Source organism: Petrotoga halophila DSM 16923, from assembly GCF_002924615.1.
In genome coordinates this window covers 1-19,163 of record NZ_JALY01000173.1, presented here as the reverse complement: position 1 = coordinate 19,163, position 19,163 = coordinate 1, and the positions used below count along the sequence as shown (strand labels likewise).

Below are 19,163 nucleotides of genomic sequence, written 5' to 3'. Positions count from 1 at the left end.
CCTTAAGATCCCCAAATTCAAAATCATTTAAAAACATAGTTTGCATACTACACTACAGCAAACTGAATTACAAACCTAATGCTGCTTTCAATTCCTTAACTTTATCCAATCTTTCCCATGGAAATTCTACATCTTTTCTTCCAAAATGTCCGTAAGCGGCAGTCTTTTGGTAGATAGGTTGTAAAAGATTTAAGTTACTAATTATAGCGGCAGGTCTAAAATCAAAAATCTCTTTTACAACTTTATATATCTTTTCTTCATCCACTTTTGCAGTACCTTTTGTGTCAATATTTATTGAAACGGGTTGTGCAACACCAATGGCGTAAGAAAGTTGAATTAAAACTTCATCTACAGCACCACTTGCTACCAAATTTTTGGCTACATATCTGGCCATATAAGTAGCGGATCTATCTACTTTGGTAGGATCCTTCCCAGAAAAAGCTCCTCCACCGTGTGGTGCCCAACCACCATATGTATCAACGATTATCTTCCTTCCGGTGAGTCCTGTATCAGCTTGAGGTCCACCGATTACAAATCTTCCTGTTGGATTGACAAGAATTTTTGTGTTTTTTGTAAAAAGATTTTCCGGTATGACTGGAGTTATTACATGCTCTTTTATTGCTTCTTCTAACTCTTGTCTTTTTATATCAGGCGAATGTTGGGTGGAAATAAGTATAGTCTCTACGCCTAGTGGTTGATTATTTTCATCATACTCTACTGTTACTTGAGTTTTACCGTCTGGCCTTAAAAAATCCAATGTATCCGATTTTCGAACATCGGCCAATCTTTTGGCAAGTCTGTGAGCTAAGAGAATAGGCAAGGGCATATAAGCATCCGTTTCGTTTGTCGCATATCCAAACATAATGCCTTGATCTCCTGCTCCTATTTTTTCAAAAGGGTCTTCTTCTTGTCTTGATTTAACTTCTAACGATCTGTCAACCCCCAGAGCTATATCAGGTGATTGTTCTTCAATAGAAGTAATTACAGCGCATGTTTCACCATCAAATCCAAATTTAGCTCTGTTATAACCTATATCTAAAATAGTATTCCTGACAAGCGTTGGAACATCTATATATGCTGAGGTTCTAACTTCACCTGTTACTACAACTAGCCCCCTTGTTACCAGAGTTTCTACAGCACATCGGGCATTTATCTTATTTTCTTCGGGTTCTTTTTCCATTATAGCATCAAGTATAGTATCAGAAATTTGATCACAGATTTTATCAGGATGACCTTCCGTTACACTTTCACTGGTAAAGAGCATTTTTTTCACATTTAAGCCTCCTTGATTTCTTCGAGTGTTTTTCGTCAGATTTCAGTTTATTTTTAGAATTCCACGAGGTAAATTATACCAAAAAAATTAATTTCCTCAAGTGAAGAAAAACGATACACTGTTAATTTTTAAAAATAAAATTAACATTTCTTATGGTTTTATGAATTTCAATTTATAAACTTTTTCGTTACCCCATATGTCTTCTAAAACGATTTCTCCATTTAAAGTCGTTGAGGTTTCATAAGAAAATGCTGAAAAGTCATTGATAACTATTGGAGATAAATGGTCATCAGAGTACATTTTCAGCCAATATATGGAAGATGTTGAACCATATCCAAATACAGCATCAGCTTTGTATATTTCTGACTCTTTGATTATGCTAAAATCCATTTTATAGGTTAAAATATCATTGATATACATAGAAACTTTTTTAGGAAGAATAGTGGAGTTGTCCCCTAATTTTTCACGTACTCTAATGTCTATCCGGGGATAGTTACCTGTGTATTCTACAACAGTTTCTCCATTTTCTGTAACTTCAAAATATTTGTTATTGGATCTGATTCTCATTAATTCCAAAGATTTATCCCTTTGTTCATGATATTCTAAAAACTCAAGGGGGTCGTACATGGTGAAATCATCTTGGGATTGCTTTAAAACTTCAAAATGCAAGTGAGGCGCTATGGCTTCCCCGGTATCTCCTGAATAAGCTATAACCTCATTTAGGTTTATTGGGATTTTACCTTTGGGAAAAACAATTTCTATTCTTTGATTTCCAAACTCGTTTTGAACTAATTGAGAATATTTAGATATTTTATCAGAGAAAACACTCAAATGGGCATATCCACTAACTAAATCAGAGTCTTCATGGTATAAAAATATTGCATTGCCGTAAAGAGGATCGTTTAACCAAATCTTATAAAGAGAACCTTCAGCGGCCGCATAAACAGATTCTCCCTTTCTGTTGAAAGTAGAAAAATCTACTCCTAAATGAAAATGTGATTCAGCTCCTGTATCTCTGTATTCACCAAAAGATGCGGTTATGTATGAGTTTTTTATAGGTGGCTGAAATAGCTGAGAAATGGCAAAAATAGAAAATATAAGGATGTATAAAGATATCAAAAAAGTTTTTTTCAAATTAATTCCCTCCATAGTTCTCATAACGTTATTTTGAAAAAATACTAGAAAACTACCCCTTCTTTCCTAGGGGCAGTTTTTTATTTTTCTCTTTCTACTCATCTTTAGACGACTGTTCTTGGAAAAGTTTTATATATTTTGAAGGTGCCATCATTTTTATGGCATGTTTATAAACCAGTGATTGTTCACCGTTTTTTTCCAATAAAACAGTATAATCATCAAAAGATCTTACCACTCCGCTTGTTTGAAATCCCCCTTCTAAATAAATTTTTACTTCTATCTTGTTAATCCTCAGAATGTTCAAAAATCGGTCTTGTAAATTAAATTTTTCTGCCATGTTATCACCCCTCGTATCAGAAATTAAATATACTTTCTTTAGAAAATATAAAATTTGCTATAGCTCCCCTTCATCCCACAGCCCACCCTTCTAAGGAAGGGACCTGCAGTCCCTAGCCCAGCTGTGAGGGAGGGCTTCGCCCTATGACCCATTTAAAATCAAAATCTTACTTATAAAACTATCTATAGCGCCTTTCATCCCACTTCCCATCCATAAGGAAGGCAGAATAAGGCTTTTCCCAGCCCTCGACCCATCAAATAAATTCACTTAATATTTGATCTACTACGTCTTCTTGAGTTGTTTGACTCAAATTAATCCATTTTGCAGATCCTATCTTACGAAAGTATATTATTTGTCTTCTTGCATAGTTACGAGTGTTTACTTTTATCTGGTGAATCATTTCATTAAAATCGATTTTCCCATATAGATATTGTATCACTTCTTTATAACCTATGGTGTTTAAAGCGTTAAGAGTTGTAGAATACCCTAAAGACAAGAGATTTTGTACCTCATCTATCAGACCTTCATTTATCATTTGATGGACTCTTTTGTTTATCCTTTCATGCAATTCTTGCCTTTCTCTATCTAGTACTATTATATGATAATCAAAAGAATTGTCGTTTTGCCTATTTTCTTTTACAATCTCCCCCATTTTGATACCTGTTATAACATAAATCTCTATGGCCCGGATGATCCTTTTTAAATCGTTTGGATGTATCTTTAGAGCTCTTTGTGGATCCAAATCTACCAATATCTTTCTCAATACACCAGGATTATTTTTTTCTAATTTTCTTAAATAAGTCCTTAAACCATAGTCAGATTTTACATTCAAAAAACCTTTCCTCAGAGCATCAAGGTATAGGCCTGTCCCACCAACTAAAACTGGTGTATTTCCTCTATTTAGTACTTCATCAATCTTTTTTTCTGCCATTTTTTTATAATCAAAAGCTGTAAAATGGGTTCGTGGATCTATTGAGCCAAATAAATGATGTGGGATCATCTGTTTGGTTTCTTCATCAGGCATAGCGGTACCGATTATAAGATGGCTATAAATTTGTCTAGAGTCCATACAAATTATTTCTCCATTAATTCTTCTGGCTATTTCTACGGATACTTTTGTTTTTCCAACAGCTGTAGGGCCCACTATAACTAAAACTTTGTTCACTTTTCAATCACTCCGAAAAATACTCCACTTTTTTTACTTCCGATTTTTTTATCGAAGTCGTACAAATCCCACACACTGTCGTTAGAACGTGCTTTGATTACTACTTTTTTCCTAGCTATTTTAACCATCTTTTCTAAATCTTCTTGTGTAATTTTATCGTATCGAGCAAATTTCCTCAAAGGATTTATAGAGCTTGATTTGTACTGAGGATTCTCGAACATAGGATCACAATAAACAATCTCATAACTTTTTTCTTTTTGCTCGTTTAGAAAAATTTTATAATCTGAATTGATAACTTTGATCTTTTTTGAAGCTTCTTTCATCCAATTTTCTTTATAATCGTAGTTTGTTATATTTTCTGCAACAACCGCATATATAGGAAAAGAAGCCTCTAAGCCTACTACTTTTTCACAAAAATACGACAATAGTAAGGCATCACTTCCAAGGCCAAGGGTTAAATCAAGTATGATATCGTTTTTTTGTGGAGATACAGCGTTTATTAAATGATCAATTCCATTTTTTAAATAATTGTTCAATCTTATTTTGGAAACAGAAGGATGGAAAAATAATTTTCCATCCTCCCATTGAAAGTTTAGGGCTAGTTTCTTATCTATTACAAAATAAAAGTTCCCTTCGTCCATTCTAAGCTTATTTCTTTCTAGATACACACCACCATATTTGTTGGCTAATTGCAACGCTTTTTCTATTTGTTTTTTATTTGGCTTATGGGAAGTTGTAAAGATCCATTTGGTGGAATTCTTCACCATTTATTATAACTCCTTTGTCAGCTAATCGATTTTTTAAATCCAAAAGGATCTGATTTCTTTTTAGAATTTCATCATTCAGTTCTTCTTTTCGTTTTTCAATTTCATTGTACTGTTCTTTTAAATTGTAATATAAGTCTATTTGTCTATATATTTGGAAGGAGACGAACCCCAATATGAATATTAAAGCGCTTAACAATAAAAGTCGCAAGATGATGGAAATATTCGGTTTTTTACGAGCGAACAATTGTTTTTTCTTACTTTTGTTTCTATCTAATTCAATAAATGGGATTGCACTCACTTCCTAAATCGAATCTTATGTTTAACCTTTCAACCCAGTTCTTGCGATACCTTCTATGAAATATCTTTGTAAGAATATAAACAATATTACTATAGGAATCATAGTAAAAGTGGATGCTGCCATTAAAAGGTTGTAGATCTCTCCCGCATCAGTTCTAAAATTTTGTAATCCCACTGAAAGTGTTCTCATTTCAGGACTTTTGGTGACAATTAAAACCCATAAAAAGGCGTTCCAACTCCCTACAAATTTTAGTAGTGCCCCCGTTAAAATTGCAGGTCTACTAAGAGGTACCATCACGGTCCATAAAAATCGCCAACTTGAAGATCCGTCTATTTTAGCAGCGTCCCATAACTCGTTGGGCACAGTCATAAACTGTTGCCTGATCAAAAAAATGGCAAAAACACTAATCACCCAGGGAACGATCAAAGCATAATAACTGTCTATCCATGAAAATTTACTAATAGTTATATAATTTGGTACTAATAGAACCTCACCCGGTATCATCATGGTAGCTAAAAAAGTTATAAAAATAAAATTCTTTCCCCAAAAATTAAGTTTTGAAAATGCAAATGCAGCCATCGACGCAAATATTATCTCCAAAACGGTGGTTATTAGAGAAACAAAAACCGTATTCACATAGTATCGGGAAAATGGAGCACCGTTCCATGCATCAACATAATTTTGAAATATATTCCCCAAGACCTGATTAAAAGAATATTCAACTTTTCCGGAAGGAACATCGTCAAACAACCAAATTGATGGTACATTTACTGTGTATAATTCAACATTCGAATTATTTTTGTACAAAATCATATCAACAAAAGGCGGTGCGGTTACAATATTTACTTTGGAAATCGTATCAAGGAAAAACCTATCGAAATCTTTTAATATTTTATCATATTCTTTCCTTTTTTCCAATATCCTTGCGAACTCTTCTTCCTTTCCTTGAATGTTTTCTATTAAAAAACGATAATCGGAATCTGAGAGCACTGCCTGGGCTTGATCAAAGCTAGCCTGGTTCTGCGATAACGTTCTAATAATGTTTGTGTATATTGAGAGGTTTCTGGGGTCTTCTATTAATGAATTACTCACATCATTTACAAAATCGTTCTCTAGATATGAAACAACTTCTTGATTCAAATTATCGATATTTTTCTCGTTAGCTAATGAGATCACAATTTTTTTAAATGATTCTGGAAATTCAGTTTCTTGGATTCTGTCTATGATATTTTGATACTTTGTTTCTCCAGTAGGAACGTCGAATATTATGTTCACATCTTCAAATGTAATATTTTGTTCCTCACCATATTTTTCGTTAAAATACATAAAGAAAGTTAGAGTATTGATCTCTTTCATAATGGGTTCGTAAATATTTCTTTGAATCAAAGTATTTGTGTTGGAGAGTATGTCATCTTCAAAAGTTTGAAACTCAGACAAAAAATCAGCGAGTAGATTAATTAATTCTTCTACCTCATTTTCACTAATTATTCTTAACTCTGCTGGATAGGAAGATAATTTTGAATTCAAATCATTGGTTTTCGATTTTATCGTTTCCAAATAATTGGAAAATATTTCTTTACTTCTTGTTATACTTTCTATTTGACTTTCTGTCATATTCGGGTTCGTTCTAAAATACGGTAAGATATTGATATTTCTTTGGAGGGTTATATCTATAAAATTCTGAACTTTGCTTATACTTTGTTGTATCCTTCTTATCGTAGTAGTCTGTTTAAAATAGCCATCTTCTTGGGAAAAAAGAGCAAAATAAATACTTTCAAAAGTTTCAAGGGAATAATCTTCTATAACAAATAAGCTCGATAAATCTTCTCTTAATTCAATATTTGAAATATAATCGTAGATATCAGACATCATATACTCGACACTTGCTTGCTCTGTATAATCGATCTCGTCAAAAGAGAGTTGTACCCTTCCTCGCCTTACAAAGTCCCCATCTATTTCATAGACCAATTTGTAAGGATTGTAGCTTTCTTGGGTTGATAAAGTTCTAAATTCAGCTAAACTTAAGCCTGTCCTTGGGGAAGGTTTTGAGGGAGTTAATTTTAAATTTAAATCCCATTCATTCTGAAAATTTTTTGTTGTCCATGTTGGAGGCCATAAGTTGATTTCGCTGCTTGTTTTCAAAGAAGTCATTATCATCCACGCAAAAGGCAAGAGCATAACTATCGCGCCTCCTGCTAACAGTAAATAAACTATCAAAGTCCAAAGTGTTTTTATAAACTTTGTATAATTCAAGTATAATTTCCTCCCTTAGGATTCGTAGTGTATTCTACTTCTGCTACTTCTCATCTGAAGAATTGTAAACAATAGAATAATTCCAAAAAGCACGTAAGCAGCAGCACTAGCTCTTCCCATCCTTTGTTGAACATAGAACATATCAAACACGTAGTAAACCATGGTCATTCCACTGTTGTTGTAAGGTCCAGGCATACCTACATAGAGGATAAAAATCTCATCGAAAACTTTAAATGCTCCGATCATTGCAACTATGATTATAAAAAAAGTTGTAGGAGATAATAAGGGTAAGGTTATAAACTGAAATTTTTGAAAAGGTGTGGCTCCATCCACTTCAGCAGCTTCGTAGTAAGTTTTATCTATATTTTGCAGACCCGCCAAAAAGATTATTGCGTAATATCCTACCATCTTCCATATAGATATTATGGCAACGGTAGGAATCGTAAACTTCTGATCTTTCAACCATGGAACTTTTGAAAAACCCATTTGAGTTAAAATATAATTTAATAAACCATTGTCATTGAATATCCATTGCCATACTAGAGAAATTGCCACAACACTTGTAACAAAGGGAATAAAATAAACCGTTCTAAAAATAGTTTTACCATATAATTTTCTATTCAATAATAAGGCTATTAACAAGGCAAACAGAATAGTTATAGGCGTGGAAAGTAGAACATAATAAGTGGTATTCCATATCGCTTTGATGAATAACGACTGTTCCTTTGCCAAACTCAAAAACCTAATAATTTCAGGCACTCCCAAAGAGTAAAACGCTATCCATAATACGATGAACATAATTATCCGAAGAAAAATTTTATTGGACATTTGATCTAAAAAGTGCAAAGATAATAAAATAGTGTAAACAACAACAAGAACTAAAGCACTTATTATATTAAGATACTGTATTAAATTAGTAGTTAACAAAGAAAGTATTCCTAACATACTCATAGAAATAATTAAATATTTTTGACGAGGAGTCTTTACCTTTTTTAGATCAAAGATTAAATGAATGATAAAAATAGCAGTCATAAAGATTAGAAGTGTATTGAAAAATGTTTCATTGAGAGTAATATTCACAGGTTGGTTCAATTTAAATAAATCTATATAATTTTGAAGCCCAATGAATAACGGATTATCTTGATTTTGAAAATCCCACTTAAAAAAGCTCAGATAAAAGGAATAAAAAATAGGCCAAAAAACAAAAATCCCTAAAACAACAAATGATGGTAATAGATACAAATAGGCTGAAATACTTTCTTTAACTTTCCTGTATTTAGCAGGTTCTAAATATTTTTTTGATAACATTCTGACTAAAAGCAAGGAAAAGACGATCAATAAAACATAAAAGATGATGGCGTATTCAGCTTTTAACAATATTTTCTGCCTCCCGCTATTTAGTTATTTCCTTTAGAAACTCTAAAACCTTGTCTATAGCGCCCCTTCGCCCCGCAGCCCACCCATAAGGATAAAGGAGTCTTTGTCTATTTACCCTACTCTCCGCCCCCTAGTTGTACTTTTGGTATATTTCAAATAACTTTTTCAACGTTTGTTCGAAAGGGGCTTTTTCTTCGATTCTCTGTGTTAAAAAACTATTTATATTTTCTATTTCTTCCAAAGCTATGTCTACTTTTTTATTACTCCCCTTCTTATACGCACCAACTTCGATTAAATCCTTGGAATTTATATAACTAGCGTAAATATCTTTAACAAACAAAGCTGCTTTAAGGTGCTTTTCATCTACTACTTCTTTCATCAACCTACTTACACTGGAAAGGATATCTATCGGGGGATAATGCGAAGAATCTGCGAGGCTTCTTGAAAGAACGATATGACCATCGACTATACTTCTTACAGCGTCACCAATTGGATCGTTCATATCATCGGCTTCAACCAATACTGTATAGATTGCAGTCATACTTCCTTTCTCAGAGTTTCCAGCTCTTTCTAAAATTTTTGGCATATTTGCAAAGACGCTCGGTGTGTATCCTCTGGTGGTTGGTGGTTCGCCAATAGAAAGTCCTATCTCTCTCTGAGCCATAGCCCATCTAGTGATTGAATCCACCATCATTAAAACATTGTAACCTAAATCTCTAAAATACTCTGCGATAGTGGTGGCTGTGTAAAGAGCTTTTACTCTGAGTAAAGCAGGTGAATCTGAAGTTGAAACTATCAAAACAGATTTTTTTAGTCCATCCTCCCCAAGATCTTTTTCAATAAAATCTTTAACTTCTCTTCCTCTTTCTCCTATCAACCCAATAACGTTTATATCTGCTTCCGTATTTCTGGCAATCATGCCCAGTAAGGTACTTTTTCCTACGCCACTTCCTGACATTATTCCAATTCTTTGACCTTTACCAAGAGTTAAAAAGGCATCAATCGCCTTTACCCCTACAGATAAAGGCTCTTTAATCCTGTTTCTTAAAAGTGGGTTAGGCGCAGCTCTATATATACTTTTATTTTCATAACTCTTTATTTTTGAACCATCCAATGATCTTCCCAAACCATCCAACACGTGTCCTAAGAGTTCTGAGCTAATTTTCACGTTGATTTTACTATCTACTCTTTCCACCGGCGCCCCAACATAGATTCCACTGACATCCTCTAACGGCATCAACAAAACTCTATTATCAGAAAAACCTACGGTCTCTGCAAAAATCTTGGAACCATCTTTCAATTTTATTCTACATAGATCACCTAAAGCAACACTGGGGCCAATTGATTCAATAGTAACACCTATTATCCTACTAATTTTACCTTCCAGCTCAAATAAAGGCCTGTTTTGTAATTTATCAGTAAAATAAGCTAAAGAAGAGGAAAAATTATTTCTTTCCATTTAAAGCTTCCTCCAACATGTTCAAAATATCTTCAAAAAATGTTTGAGGAGTTAGATCGAAAATTCCTTGATCTGTTTCCAAAACTATTTGGTTATCTTTCAAAGAAGGATCTTCTACTATGTAAAAAAAGTCAGAAAACTTTTCCCTTATTAAATCGGCAAATTCTTTATTAAAAGAAGGACTCAGTTTAATTTTGGAATTTTGTAAGGAGGAAAGTTTCTTTTCTAAATTTTGAAAAATAATTTCTACCCACTGAGGGAAGTCAATCTTTTCTTTAAAATATCTTTCGACGACAGCCTTGATAGTGTTTTCGCAGAAAATTAAACTTTGCTGTGACAACTCTTTGATATAAATATCATACTCTTTTGATATCCTTTGAATTTGAGTGCTAACCTTTTTAAGCTCTTCTTCAAGGGTCTTTTTCCTCTCTTCCATATATTTACCTTGCTCTTCTCTTAATTTTTTAGCTTCTAATTCTGCATTTTCAATTATTTTTTGGCTGGTAATTTTAGCGTTTTCAATTATCTTTTGAGCTTCTTTTTGAGCATCTGACTCGATCTGCTCTTTTAATTTATCTTTTTCTCTTTTACTTTCTTCATATTGTACTTGCTCTATTTCTTCTACAGATAATTCAAAGGCTTTATCTAAAACAACAAATTTATTATTTACAATTCTTTTATTCAATCAATTCTTCACCTGCCCCGCCACCAGCTATAATAATCTCACCAGACTCTTCAAGTTTTCTGATTACATTGATGATTCTTTGTTGTGCTTCATCTACATCCCTAACTCTAACAGGTCCCATAAAATCTAATTCTTCTTTTATAATCTGTGAAGCCCTTTTAGACATGTTTTTAAAAATGACATTTTTAACTTCTTCGCTAGAACCTTTTAAAGCCATTGTTAAATCCTTACTATCTACTTCACGAAGTATTCTTTGTATAGATCTATCGTCCAACTTGACAATATCTTCAAAAACAAACATTCTTCTCCTAATTTCATCCGACAGCTTTGGGTCTCTTTCTGAAAGCTTTTCAAATATATTATTACTGACCGCCCTATCGATGTTATTCATTATTTCCGCGGTAATATCTATCCCACCAACCTGAGAAAAAGTTTGAACGGTGAAAGCAGAAAGACGATCCTTTAACCTACTTTCTATCTCTTTTACAATATCCGGGTTGGCAGAATCCATAGTGGAAATTCTTTTTATCACGTCTAATTGTAAAGATTCAGGTAGTTCAGAAATAACTTGAGAAGCGGCTTGAGGTGGAAGATAACATAAGATAAGGGCAACCGTCTGTGGATGTTCGTTTTGTAACACATTAACCATCTGTGACACATCCACTTTTCTTAAAAATTCAAAAGGTTTTACCTGCAAATTTGACACCAATCTATCTATTATATCTATGGCTTTTTCTGGTCCAAAAGTTTTTTCGAGAAGGTTTCTTGCATATTCAACACCACCGGTGTTGATATAATCTTTTGCCTTTATGTATTCTCCAAATTCGTCCATAACCGTTTTTTTTGTTTTTTCATCAATTTTTTCCAAATTTGCTATTTCTAAAGTTAATTGTTCTACTTCTTCTTCATCCAACTTTTTTAAGATTTTACTTGCTCTCTCAGGCCCCAATAGTACTAACAATATTGCAGATTTTTTTAAACCATCTAATTCTTTACTCTTTTCAGCCATTTAAAACAACTCCTTTTAACATTTAACGAGTTTTAAGCCAAGATTTAATGATATCTGCAACCTCATCGGGATTATTTTCCGCCAAAGTTGTAATCTCTCTTAATCTCTCTTGTTCGGGTGAAACTTCTTCAACCTCAACGCCTCTTTCTTTCATCGCTTCTTCAACTCTGGACTCTAACTGTCGCTTTCTTTCTTCGACGAGTTGCGAGGCCTTTCTGGCTCTACGAGCTCTAGCAATTAGGATGACAAGCATCATTAGGAATGCGATCACAATTATAGCAATTACAATATTCGTAATTCTTTGTCTTCTCTGTTGTAATTGATATTCAATATCCGCCCTCATCGCTTCCAAATCCCTATTGAACTGTATATCAACTAAAGAAATATTATCTTCAGGTGCACCAACGGCTGTTGCAATGGCTGTTTTAATTTGAGACCTCAACTCTTGATTATCTTCAACTTTACTGTTTTGAAAATCGATAAAAAGTGTTATGCTTTTATTGGATATTTCTCCGTTTTTATCTTCAATAGTCTTTTTATAAATCTCATTTACATCGTAGTTGGTTATCACATCTGAGCTGCTGTAATAATTTCCTGTACTCGTAGGCGTTTGATAAGTATAGGGGGGAATGTTGGAATCAACACCAGGTACCCCGCCAGAAGAAGGAGAAGAACTACTTTGTTCGGTCTTAGTCTGTTGGCTTAAAATTATTCCATTTTCATCCACAACCGGTTCGACTTTTCTTTGTTCTTCTTCTAATTTTTGCCAATTTAATTCTATCTCAGGAACAACAACAACATTCCCTAAACCAAAGACTGATTGTAAACCGCTTTCTACTTTTTGCTTATAATATTTTTCTATCTCGGCTTTTAGCTGAAATTTAGTATCAGCACTACTGATATCTTCTCCCACGGCAACCTGAGCACTCAAATCGTTAGAAAAATTATCTACTACTTTTACATTCTCTGGTTGCAACCCAGCTACAGCCCCGGCTACTAAATTAATTATTCCCTTAATTTGGTTTGAGGATACACTCATTCCAGGATTCAATACTAACAAAACAGATGCAGATGGTTTTGGGCTTTCACCAACTTGGTAGTAAGTTCTTGGAGGAATAACTAAATGAACGCGGGCACTTTGTACCGGTTCCATAGAAGCTATACTTCTAGATAATTCGCCTTCCAAAGCGATCTGATAGTTGACCTGCTTATCGTAACTGGTAGCTCCAAAGCCTTGGTTTTGAAGAAGTTCATAACCTTGAAGATTGTAGCCCAATGAACCTTCACTGGCTAATTTCATTCTCAACTCCGCTACATTCTGATTCGCAACGTAAATATTACCAAAATCATCTACTTTGTATTCTATACCCATTTCTTCCAACCTTGTTACAATATTACCCGCATTTGCTTGATCCAAACCTCCGATAAAAAACTCATAATTTTTTCTTGAAAGCAATATTGAAAAGAATACTATCAACACAATGATAGAAATTAACAAAACTATATAGTTTCGTTTTTTGCTTTTATCTAGATTTTTCCACCAGTCTCTTAATTGTTGCAAATACTTTTCCATAAAGACATCCCTTCCTGAGAACTTTTTTAAAAGGCTAATCTAAAACCTAGATTTATAGAAGTTTCATAAACTTCGTACCCCACGAAAAGGTCTAAGTTGTAAATTGAAAAATAACTGGAAAGCAGTAAATTGTCAGAATTTATTAATACTTTCGAGGTCCAATTATTCGTTAATTCGTGTTTATAAATTAACTCAGGATTTTCTGGCCCTTTAAGAATAAAGTTTTGCCACGGTAAACCAACGCGCAAAACAATATCTTCTGGAACGGTTTTACCTTTTATGCCAAAACCAAAATTCGTTCTAGGTACGTAGAAAAAGGTATAGCCATAATCTGTTTGGATGTCTATGGAATCTAATTCTAGTATTTGTTCTAAAGGAAATTCTAAACCAACATTCCCGTATATCTCAACTTTCCTATAAGCAAATCCACCTTTAAATTCCGTAGATATTTTATCTTCTGGGAAATAAGACACTCTACCTCCTATAAAATAAGGAGAATATATTTTTGTGTTAGAATAATTTAGTTGCGCTCTTTTTACCTTCTCATAGTATGCTTCACCAGCAGAAGATACCCTTCCAGACATAACTGCGGTAGGTCCATCATGGTATGCTATAATCTGCAACCTTTCATCATCAAAAAGCCGCCGAAGATAACCATGGTATTCTAAGGCACCTTTTAGATTGTCATATGGATCAAATAAATTATAAACGTGTAAATCGACCCCCGTTGGATTTTTCAATTGAAGTAGTCCCATCGCTTTAGAAGACGAAATAGCATGCGTGTAATTAGACGATTCTACCACCATTTGCCCACCTATCAATGTTCGCGGTTGGGACCACACACTTTCTAACAATTTATTTGAGTCCATTATTGGATATTTGTTAATAGTATAAAATTCCACTCCAAACTCTCCTGTGGAATTTGAATTGTATTCAAAATAAGTATTCGGTTTCATAAACAAGTAATCGTAAACTTCATAATAAGAAAAGAATAAAATTGGCAGAAATATAAAAATTGCCAACCCAACAAAAGCCTTCAAAAAAACACCTTCTAAAAGATATCTATTAGGTCCATGATGATATCTGCTATACTTTCACCTGTTTTTTCTGCAATCTTCAAAACTTCTTCTGCACTAACTTCTTTCAGTTCCTCAGGAACAGCTTTATCTGTTATAGCGGTGATACCTAAAATCTCCATACCAGCATGTTTTGCAACAATAGCTTCTGGTACGGTCGACATACCTACCAAATCAGCGCCAAAATTTCTCATCATAGCCATTTCAGCTGGTGTCTCGAATGTGGGGCCACTTAAACCTAAATAGACACCAGAATATACTTTAATGTTAAGTTTCTTAGCGGATTTAAAGGCTTCTTGAACCAAAGACTTCGAGTAAACTTCCGTCATATCAGGGAATCTAGGACCCCAATCATCGAAATTTGGTCCAATCAGCGGATTGTCACCAAAAAAATTGATATGATCTGTAATTATACACGGTACACCAACTTCAAAATCGGGGTTTAACGTTCCCGCTGCATTAGTCAATATGAGAGTTTCAATACCTAATTCTTGCATTACACGAATTGGAAAGGTAACCTCTTTCATAGTGTATCCTTCGTAGTAATGAAATCTTCCATTCATAAGTAATGTATCTTTGCCCTTCAAACTCCCTATCATCAATTCCCCTTTATGGCCCGGAGCGGTAGAGCTTGGGAAGTTTGGAATATCAGAATAAGGAATTGAAAGAGTTTCTTCTAAATTTTGAGAAATTTTCCCTAATCCAGACCCCAAAATGATCGCAATGCTGGGCTTTTTCATGGTCTTTTCTTGAATATACTTAGCTGCTTCTCTCACTTTTGATACGTATTGTTCAATGTCCATGTAATATTAGCCTCCTTATTCTATATAGCCAATGTACGGTAAATTTCTATATTTTTCGTTGTAATCCAATCCGTATCCTACTATAAATTTATCTCCGATTTCAAATCCAGGAAATCTTACTTGAATTCCGTGTTCATGAATCGTTTTTAAAACTATTGATGTAATTTCTAAAGAGGAGGGATTTTGCCTCTCTAAATATTTTACTATATATTTTAACGTATTTCCAGTATCCACAATATCTTCAACTATTAAAACATGCTTATTTTCGAGAGGCTCATCTAGCCAACTTTTTACTTTTACTTTTCCAGTGGTTATATCCCCGGAGTAACTAGATACCTGTATGAAATTATAATTAACGTTCAACTGTATCTTTTTTACCAAATCGCTAAAGAAATTAACGGATCCTTTTAAGACACATACGGCGACAATTTCATCCGTTATATTTTTATAATAATCATCTATTTGCTTAGCCAAATCCTCAACCTTTTTTTGTATTTCTTCCTCTGAAATAAGCACTTTTAGCGACATTATATACCTCCCCATAGAAATAAAAAATTACTCTCTTTATATTCTTAATTCTTTTAAAAATCAAAACTTCCCCAAAAAAATTCATTCTCAGAAATATTATAAGTTATTATGTTATTAGGAGTTATTTTATGGATCTAAATTCAACAAATATATTGTATCACAAGTAAAGGCCATTTGCTTCATTACTTAAAGATTATATCACAATTAATTCGCCAGAGTTTATTTTTCTTAGCTCCCCGTTATCGTCCATTATTTCCAAATAATCTGACTGGATATCGTTTACTATACCATAAATACTTCCATTATTTTCAGTTGATACTTGGACCTTATCTCCTACTTTCACATTCAAATGATTTAACCACATTTTTGTGATGGCTGAAATTGCTTTGGGTTTGAAGTATTTTAGATAATATGAATGGTAAGCAACATGGTTCAATTCATTCAAAAGTTTTCTCAATGGAATTTCCTTCCCAACAACATCTTTTAAAGCAATCGAGCTATTGGAGATTTCTTCACGTAATTCGTTGTTAACGTTTATTCCTACTCCCACTATAACGCAACTAGGTGAACCGCCATTATAAACACTCTCTCCTAAAATTCCACACACCTTTTTAGAATTTATCAAAATATCGTTAGGCCATTTAATGATGGGGTTCAACTTGTATTTTTTTTTCAAGACATTATAAATTACCAAAGAGTACATTCTCAAATAATAATATGGGATCAAAGGTCTTTTACGGGGTTTGAATAACACCGAAAACCACAACCCCCCCAAAGGAGAATACCACCTACTGTTTTTCCTTCCGTAACCTTCTGTTTGTTCTAAAGCCCAAACAACAGTTTCTGATGGCAGTTCACGCCAGTGTTTTTTGATGTAGTTGTTTGTTGAATCTACTTTATCCAAAAGAATCAAATTATCACCTATCATTTTAGCAGACTTTTCCTCCTCTTAAAAACTCTTTAGATAGCGCCCCTTCGCCAAACATTAAGGGGTAAACCCCTTAATATCCCCAAGTTCAAAATCATAGTTTATTGCAAAAAAGCTTTTTGTATAAGGCTACAAAAGGGCAAGCCCCTTAAAAGCCCCAAATTCGCGTAACATCATTTGCTTCGCAAATGAGAATTTGGAAATTGTTTCTAAAGCATTATAAAGAACCATTTTGCACAAAGCTGCAAAAAAACATAGTTCGCATACTACAGCAAACCCTCCCCACCCATAAGGAAAAAGGAGTAAGTTCTACTCCGCTCACCACCCATTCTCTATCTTTAGAAACGCGTTGTTTAATCTTTTGTATATCAATATGATATAATATATTGTTGATAAAAGGCAAACTCTTATCGAAATTTGTAAAAGGAGATATTTTTAGTGAATTCTTTTATTACAAATTTAATAGGTGAAAGAAAAGAACGCATAAAAAAAATAGAGATTATCCTCGTTATCGCTTACATATTGTTGGCATTTGTTGGATTTTTATCCGTTAAAAGCGCTGTAATCAATAGTCCTTTAGAGGGAATAGAAAATCAACAATTAATGTGGATTATTATAGGGATCTCTTTTTTTGCCATCAGCATCTTTATCCCAGAAAGGTTTATTAAGAAATATACTCCTATTTTATTTTATTTAGTAATTTTTGCCTTGGTTTTGGTACTGTTCACCACACCAGTTAGTGGGGCTAAAAGATGGATAAGGCTGGGTCCTGTAGGTTTTCAACCATCTGAAATATTTAAGCTGGTATTATTATTATATCTTAGTTATGTTCTTTCTCAAAATGATAATAAAAAGTTTTATTTTGCATCAATAATGATTTTTTTATCTGCAGGGTTAATATACAAAGAACCGGATTTTAGCACTTCGATTATCGTATTATTTACATGGTTTGTTCTAGTTTTCATTTCAGGAAGGTTCGAAAAATTATGGCAGTATTCTTTAGGATTAGCTTTGATTGGCAGTCCCATAATTTTTTACAACCTCCAAGAATACCAAAAAGGGAGAATAATAGGATTTCTCTTTCCTCAAACCTACTCTCTAAGTTATTATTATAACACCGCACAAGCGATAAAAGCTATAGGTTCTGGTGGTTTGTTAGGAGAAGGATACATGAATGGATACATGAATTTGAGTGGATTCGTACCTGAAAGTCATACGGATTTTATATTTTCCGTTATCGGAGAAGAGTTTGGATTTCTGGGGGTAAGTTTTATTCTAATACTTTATTCGGCAATACTTTGGAGACTATACGAAGGATACAAAAAAAGCGATGACCTATTTTGGAAGTATTTTTATGTTGGATCTGCATTTTTGTTCTTTTTCCATATTTTTCAAAATATTGGAATGAATCTAGGTATGTTACCAGTTACAGGCATTCCTCTGCCTCTGATATCAAATGGTGGTTCTTCTTTTGTTACTTTTTCTATAATATTAGGGATTGCAACAAAAGGTTTAATGATAGAAAAAAACATTACGAGGTGAACAATGATGAAAATCGTAGAAACTCTACCAAACATCAGTGAAGGGAAAAACAAAGAATTAATCAACCGAATCAAAGACCTTTCTGAGAATTTTGATAAGATTTGGTTTATTTCTTGTAAAAGCGATGAATACTTCAATAGAAGCTTCATCAGTGTTGTAGGTGAATTAAACCAAATAGAGACTTTCTTATTCGAAATGGTTAAAATATGTGTGGAAAATATAGATCTCAGAAACCATAGTGGGTATCATCCAAGAATAGGTGCTGTAGATGTTATCCCAATTGTTCCATTAATATCAACGACCTTTGATGAGGCGGATAATCTTGTAAAAAGATTAGCAAAAAAAATCTCTGAAAGTTTTGAATTGCCTATATATCTATACGAAAAATCCGCCAGAAACGAATACCGTAGAAATATTAACACCTTGCGAAAAGGTGAATTTGAATTCTTAACTAAAAAAATGTCTTTTCCTGAATGGGAACCAGATTTTGGCCCAAATCACCCACATCCCACTGCTGGAGCAACTATTATGGGGGTCAGAGATTTTCTAATATCTTTGGAATTTCATATTAACACCTTAGACAGGTGGTTAGCCGAACAAATAAAGCAAGAAATAAGCTTGAGTTTACCTGCTAGTGTATTTTTAGAAAGAAAACAAAACGGTAAATTCAGTCTTACTTTAAATGCAAAAGAAGGGGATGTGTCTCTCTATTTGCTTTACAGTAAAGTTAAAACGATAATAGAACATTTTGGAAGCGAAATAGAAAAAGTATCTCTCCCATCTCCTTTAACGGGGAAATTGTTTTTACAATCGTTTAAAAACGGTTCTCTTCCAAAAAGTGTGGGTAGAAAAAATGAAACATGAACAAATGATTAAATAATCTGGTATCATGTAAGAAAACACAAAAATACACAAGGAGTGATGCCAGATGAGAAAAGAGCTACCAAAATTCTTTG

18 protein-coding genes are annotated in these 19,163 nt (G+C 33.6%); 2 read left to right on the top strand and 16 right to left on the bottom strand.

From position 1 onward, the window contains the following. Positions 1-67: 67 nt before the first annotated feature. From metK to AA81_RS08580, 16 genes are all read right to left on the bottom strand, one after another. Positions 68-1,264, bottom strand: a complete 1,197-nt coding sequence (gene metK / locus AA81_RS08655) for a methionine adenosyltransferase (protein WP_146050370.1) — start codon at positions 1,262-1,264, stop codon at positions 68-70. A 159-nt stretch (positions 1,265-1,423) separates the two neighbouring features. Beyond that, positions 1,424-2,407 (bottom strand): M23 family metallopeptidase, encoded by a 984-nt coding sequence (locus tag AA81_RS08650; RefSeq protein WP_169926377.1) that lies wholly within the window; start codon positions 2,405-2,407, stop codon positions 1,424-1,426. A gap of 94 nt (positions 2,408-2,501) precedes the next feature. Continuing rightward, entirely contained in the window at positions 2,502-2,744 is a 243-nt protein-coding gene (gene hfq / locus AA81_RS08645) for an RNA chaperone Hfq (RefSeq protein WP_103079536.1), read from the bottom strand. Between the two features lie 253 nt (positions 2,745-2,997). Then, on the bottom strand, positions 2,998-3,909 hold the full coding sequence (miaA, locus tag AA81_RS08640; protein ID WP_103898793.1) for a tRNA (adenosine(37)-N6)-dimethylallyltransferase MiaA: 912 nt from the start codon (positions 3,907-3,909) through the stop codon (positions 2,998-3,000). Then, positions 3,906-4,676: a class I SAM-dependent methyltransferase gene (locus AA81_RS08635; RefSeq protein WP_103079534.1), complete on the bottom strand. Its 771-nt coding sequence runs from the start codon at positions 4,674-4,676 to the stop codon at positions 3,906-3,908. Before AA81_RS08635 ends, miaA begins: the two co-directional genes overlap by 4 nt. Continuing rightward, positions 4,633-4,974, bottom strand: coding sequence for a hypothetical protein (locus tag AA81_RS08630; protein ID WP_103079533.1), 342 nt, complete (start codon positions 4,972-4,974; stop codon positions 4,633-4,635). Before AA81_RS08630 ends, AA81_RS08635 begins: the two co-directional genes overlap by 44 nt. A gap of 21 nt (positions 4,975-4,995) precedes the next feature. Next, positions 4,996-7,227 carry a carbohydrate ABC transporter permease gene (locus AA81_RS14410; RefSeq protein ID WP_211286521.1) on the bottom strand — a complete coding sequence of 744 codons (2,232 nt, stop codon included), beginning with the start codon at positions 7,225-7,227 and terminating at the stop codon, positions 4,996-4,998. A 15-nt stretch (positions 7,228-7,242) separates the two neighbouring features. Then, positions 7,243-8,604 carry a carbohydrate ABC transporter permease gene (locus tag AA81_RS08620; RefSeq protein ID WP_103079532.1) on the bottom strand — a complete coding sequence of 454 codons (1,362 nt, stop codon included), beginning with the start codon at positions 8,602-8,604 and terminating at the stop codon, positions 7,243-7,245. 130 nt (positions 8,605-8,734) lie between these two features. Further along, positions 8,735-10,063, bottom strand: a complete 1,329-nt coding sequence (locus AA81_RS08615) for a FliI/YscN family ATPase (protein WP_103079531.1) — start codon at positions 10,061-10,063, stop codon at positions 8,735-8,737. Further along, positions 10,050-10,748: a hypothetical protein gene (locus AA81_RS08610; RefSeq protein ID WP_103079530.1), complete on the bottom strand. Its 699-nt coding sequence runs from the start codon at positions 10,746-10,748 to the stop codon at positions 10,050-10,052. Before AA81_RS08610 ends, AA81_RS08615 begins: the two co-directional genes overlap by 14 nt. Further along, positions 10,741-11,757: a flagellar motor switch protein FliG gene (gene fliG / locus AA81_RS08605; protein ID WP_103079529.1), complete on the bottom strand. Its 1,017-nt coding sequence runs from the start codon at positions 11,755-11,757 to the stop codon at positions 10,741-10,743. The genes AA81_RS08610 and fliG overlap by 8 nt, the downstream gene beginning before the upstream one ends. A gap of 22 nt (positions 11,758-11,779) precedes the next feature. Beyond that, on the bottom strand, positions 11,780-13,330 hold the full coding sequence (gene fliF, locus AA81_RS08600) for a flagellar basal-body MS-ring/collar protein FliF (RefSeq protein WP_103079528.1): 1,551 nt from the start codon (positions 13,328-13,330) through the stop codon (positions 11,780-11,782). A gap of 26 nt (positions 13,331-13,356) precedes the next feature. Continuing rightward, positions 13,357-14,370: a lytic transglycosylase domain-containing protein gene (locus tag AA81_RS08595; RefSeq protein WP_103079527.1), complete on the bottom strand. Its 1,014-nt coding sequence runs from the start codon at positions 14,368-14,370 to the stop codon at positions 13,357-13,359. Positions 14,371-14,381: 11 nt separating this feature from the next. After that, positions 14,382-15,209 carry a purine-nucleoside phosphorylase gene (locus tag AA81_RS08590; protein ID WP_103079526.1) on the bottom strand — a complete coding sequence of 276 codons (828 nt, stop codon included), beginning with the start codon at positions 15,207-15,209 and terminating at the stop codon, positions 14,382-14,384. A gap of 15 nt (positions 15,210-15,224) precedes the next feature. Beyond that, positions 15,225-15,737 carry a hypoxanthine phosphoribosyltransferase gene (gene hpt / locus AA81_RS08585; RefSeq protein ID WP_103079525.1) on the bottom strand — a complete coding sequence of 171 codons (513 nt, stop codon included), beginning with the start codon at positions 15,735-15,737 and terminating at the stop codon, positions 15,225-15,227. 193 nt (positions 15,738-15,930) lie between these two features. Continuing rightward, complete coding sequence (locus AA81_RS08580; RefSeq protein WP_245857228.1) at positions 15,931-16,665, bottom strand: biotin--[acetyl-CoA-carboxylase] ligase; 735 nt, start codon at positions 16,663-16,665, stop codon at positions 15,931-15,933. Between the two features lie 438 nt (positions 16,666-17,103). Between AA81_RS08580 and AA81_RS08575 the strand changes: the two genes are divergently transcribed. Together AA81_RS08575 and AA81_RS08570 are read left to right on the top strand one after the other, a co-directional pair. Beyond that, entirely contained in the window at positions 17,104-18,207 is a 1,104-nt protein-coding gene (locus AA81_RS08575; protein WP_169926376.1) for an FtsW/RodA/SpoVE family cell cycle protein, read from the top strand. Positions 18,208-18,210: 3 nt separating this feature from the next. Then, positions 18,211-19,071: a hypothetical protein gene (locus AA81_RS08570; protein ID WP_103898792.1), complete on the top strand. Its 861-nt coding sequence runs from the start codon at positions 18,211-18,213 to the stop codon at positions 19,069-19,071. Positions 19,072-19,163: the final 92 nt, after the last annotated feature.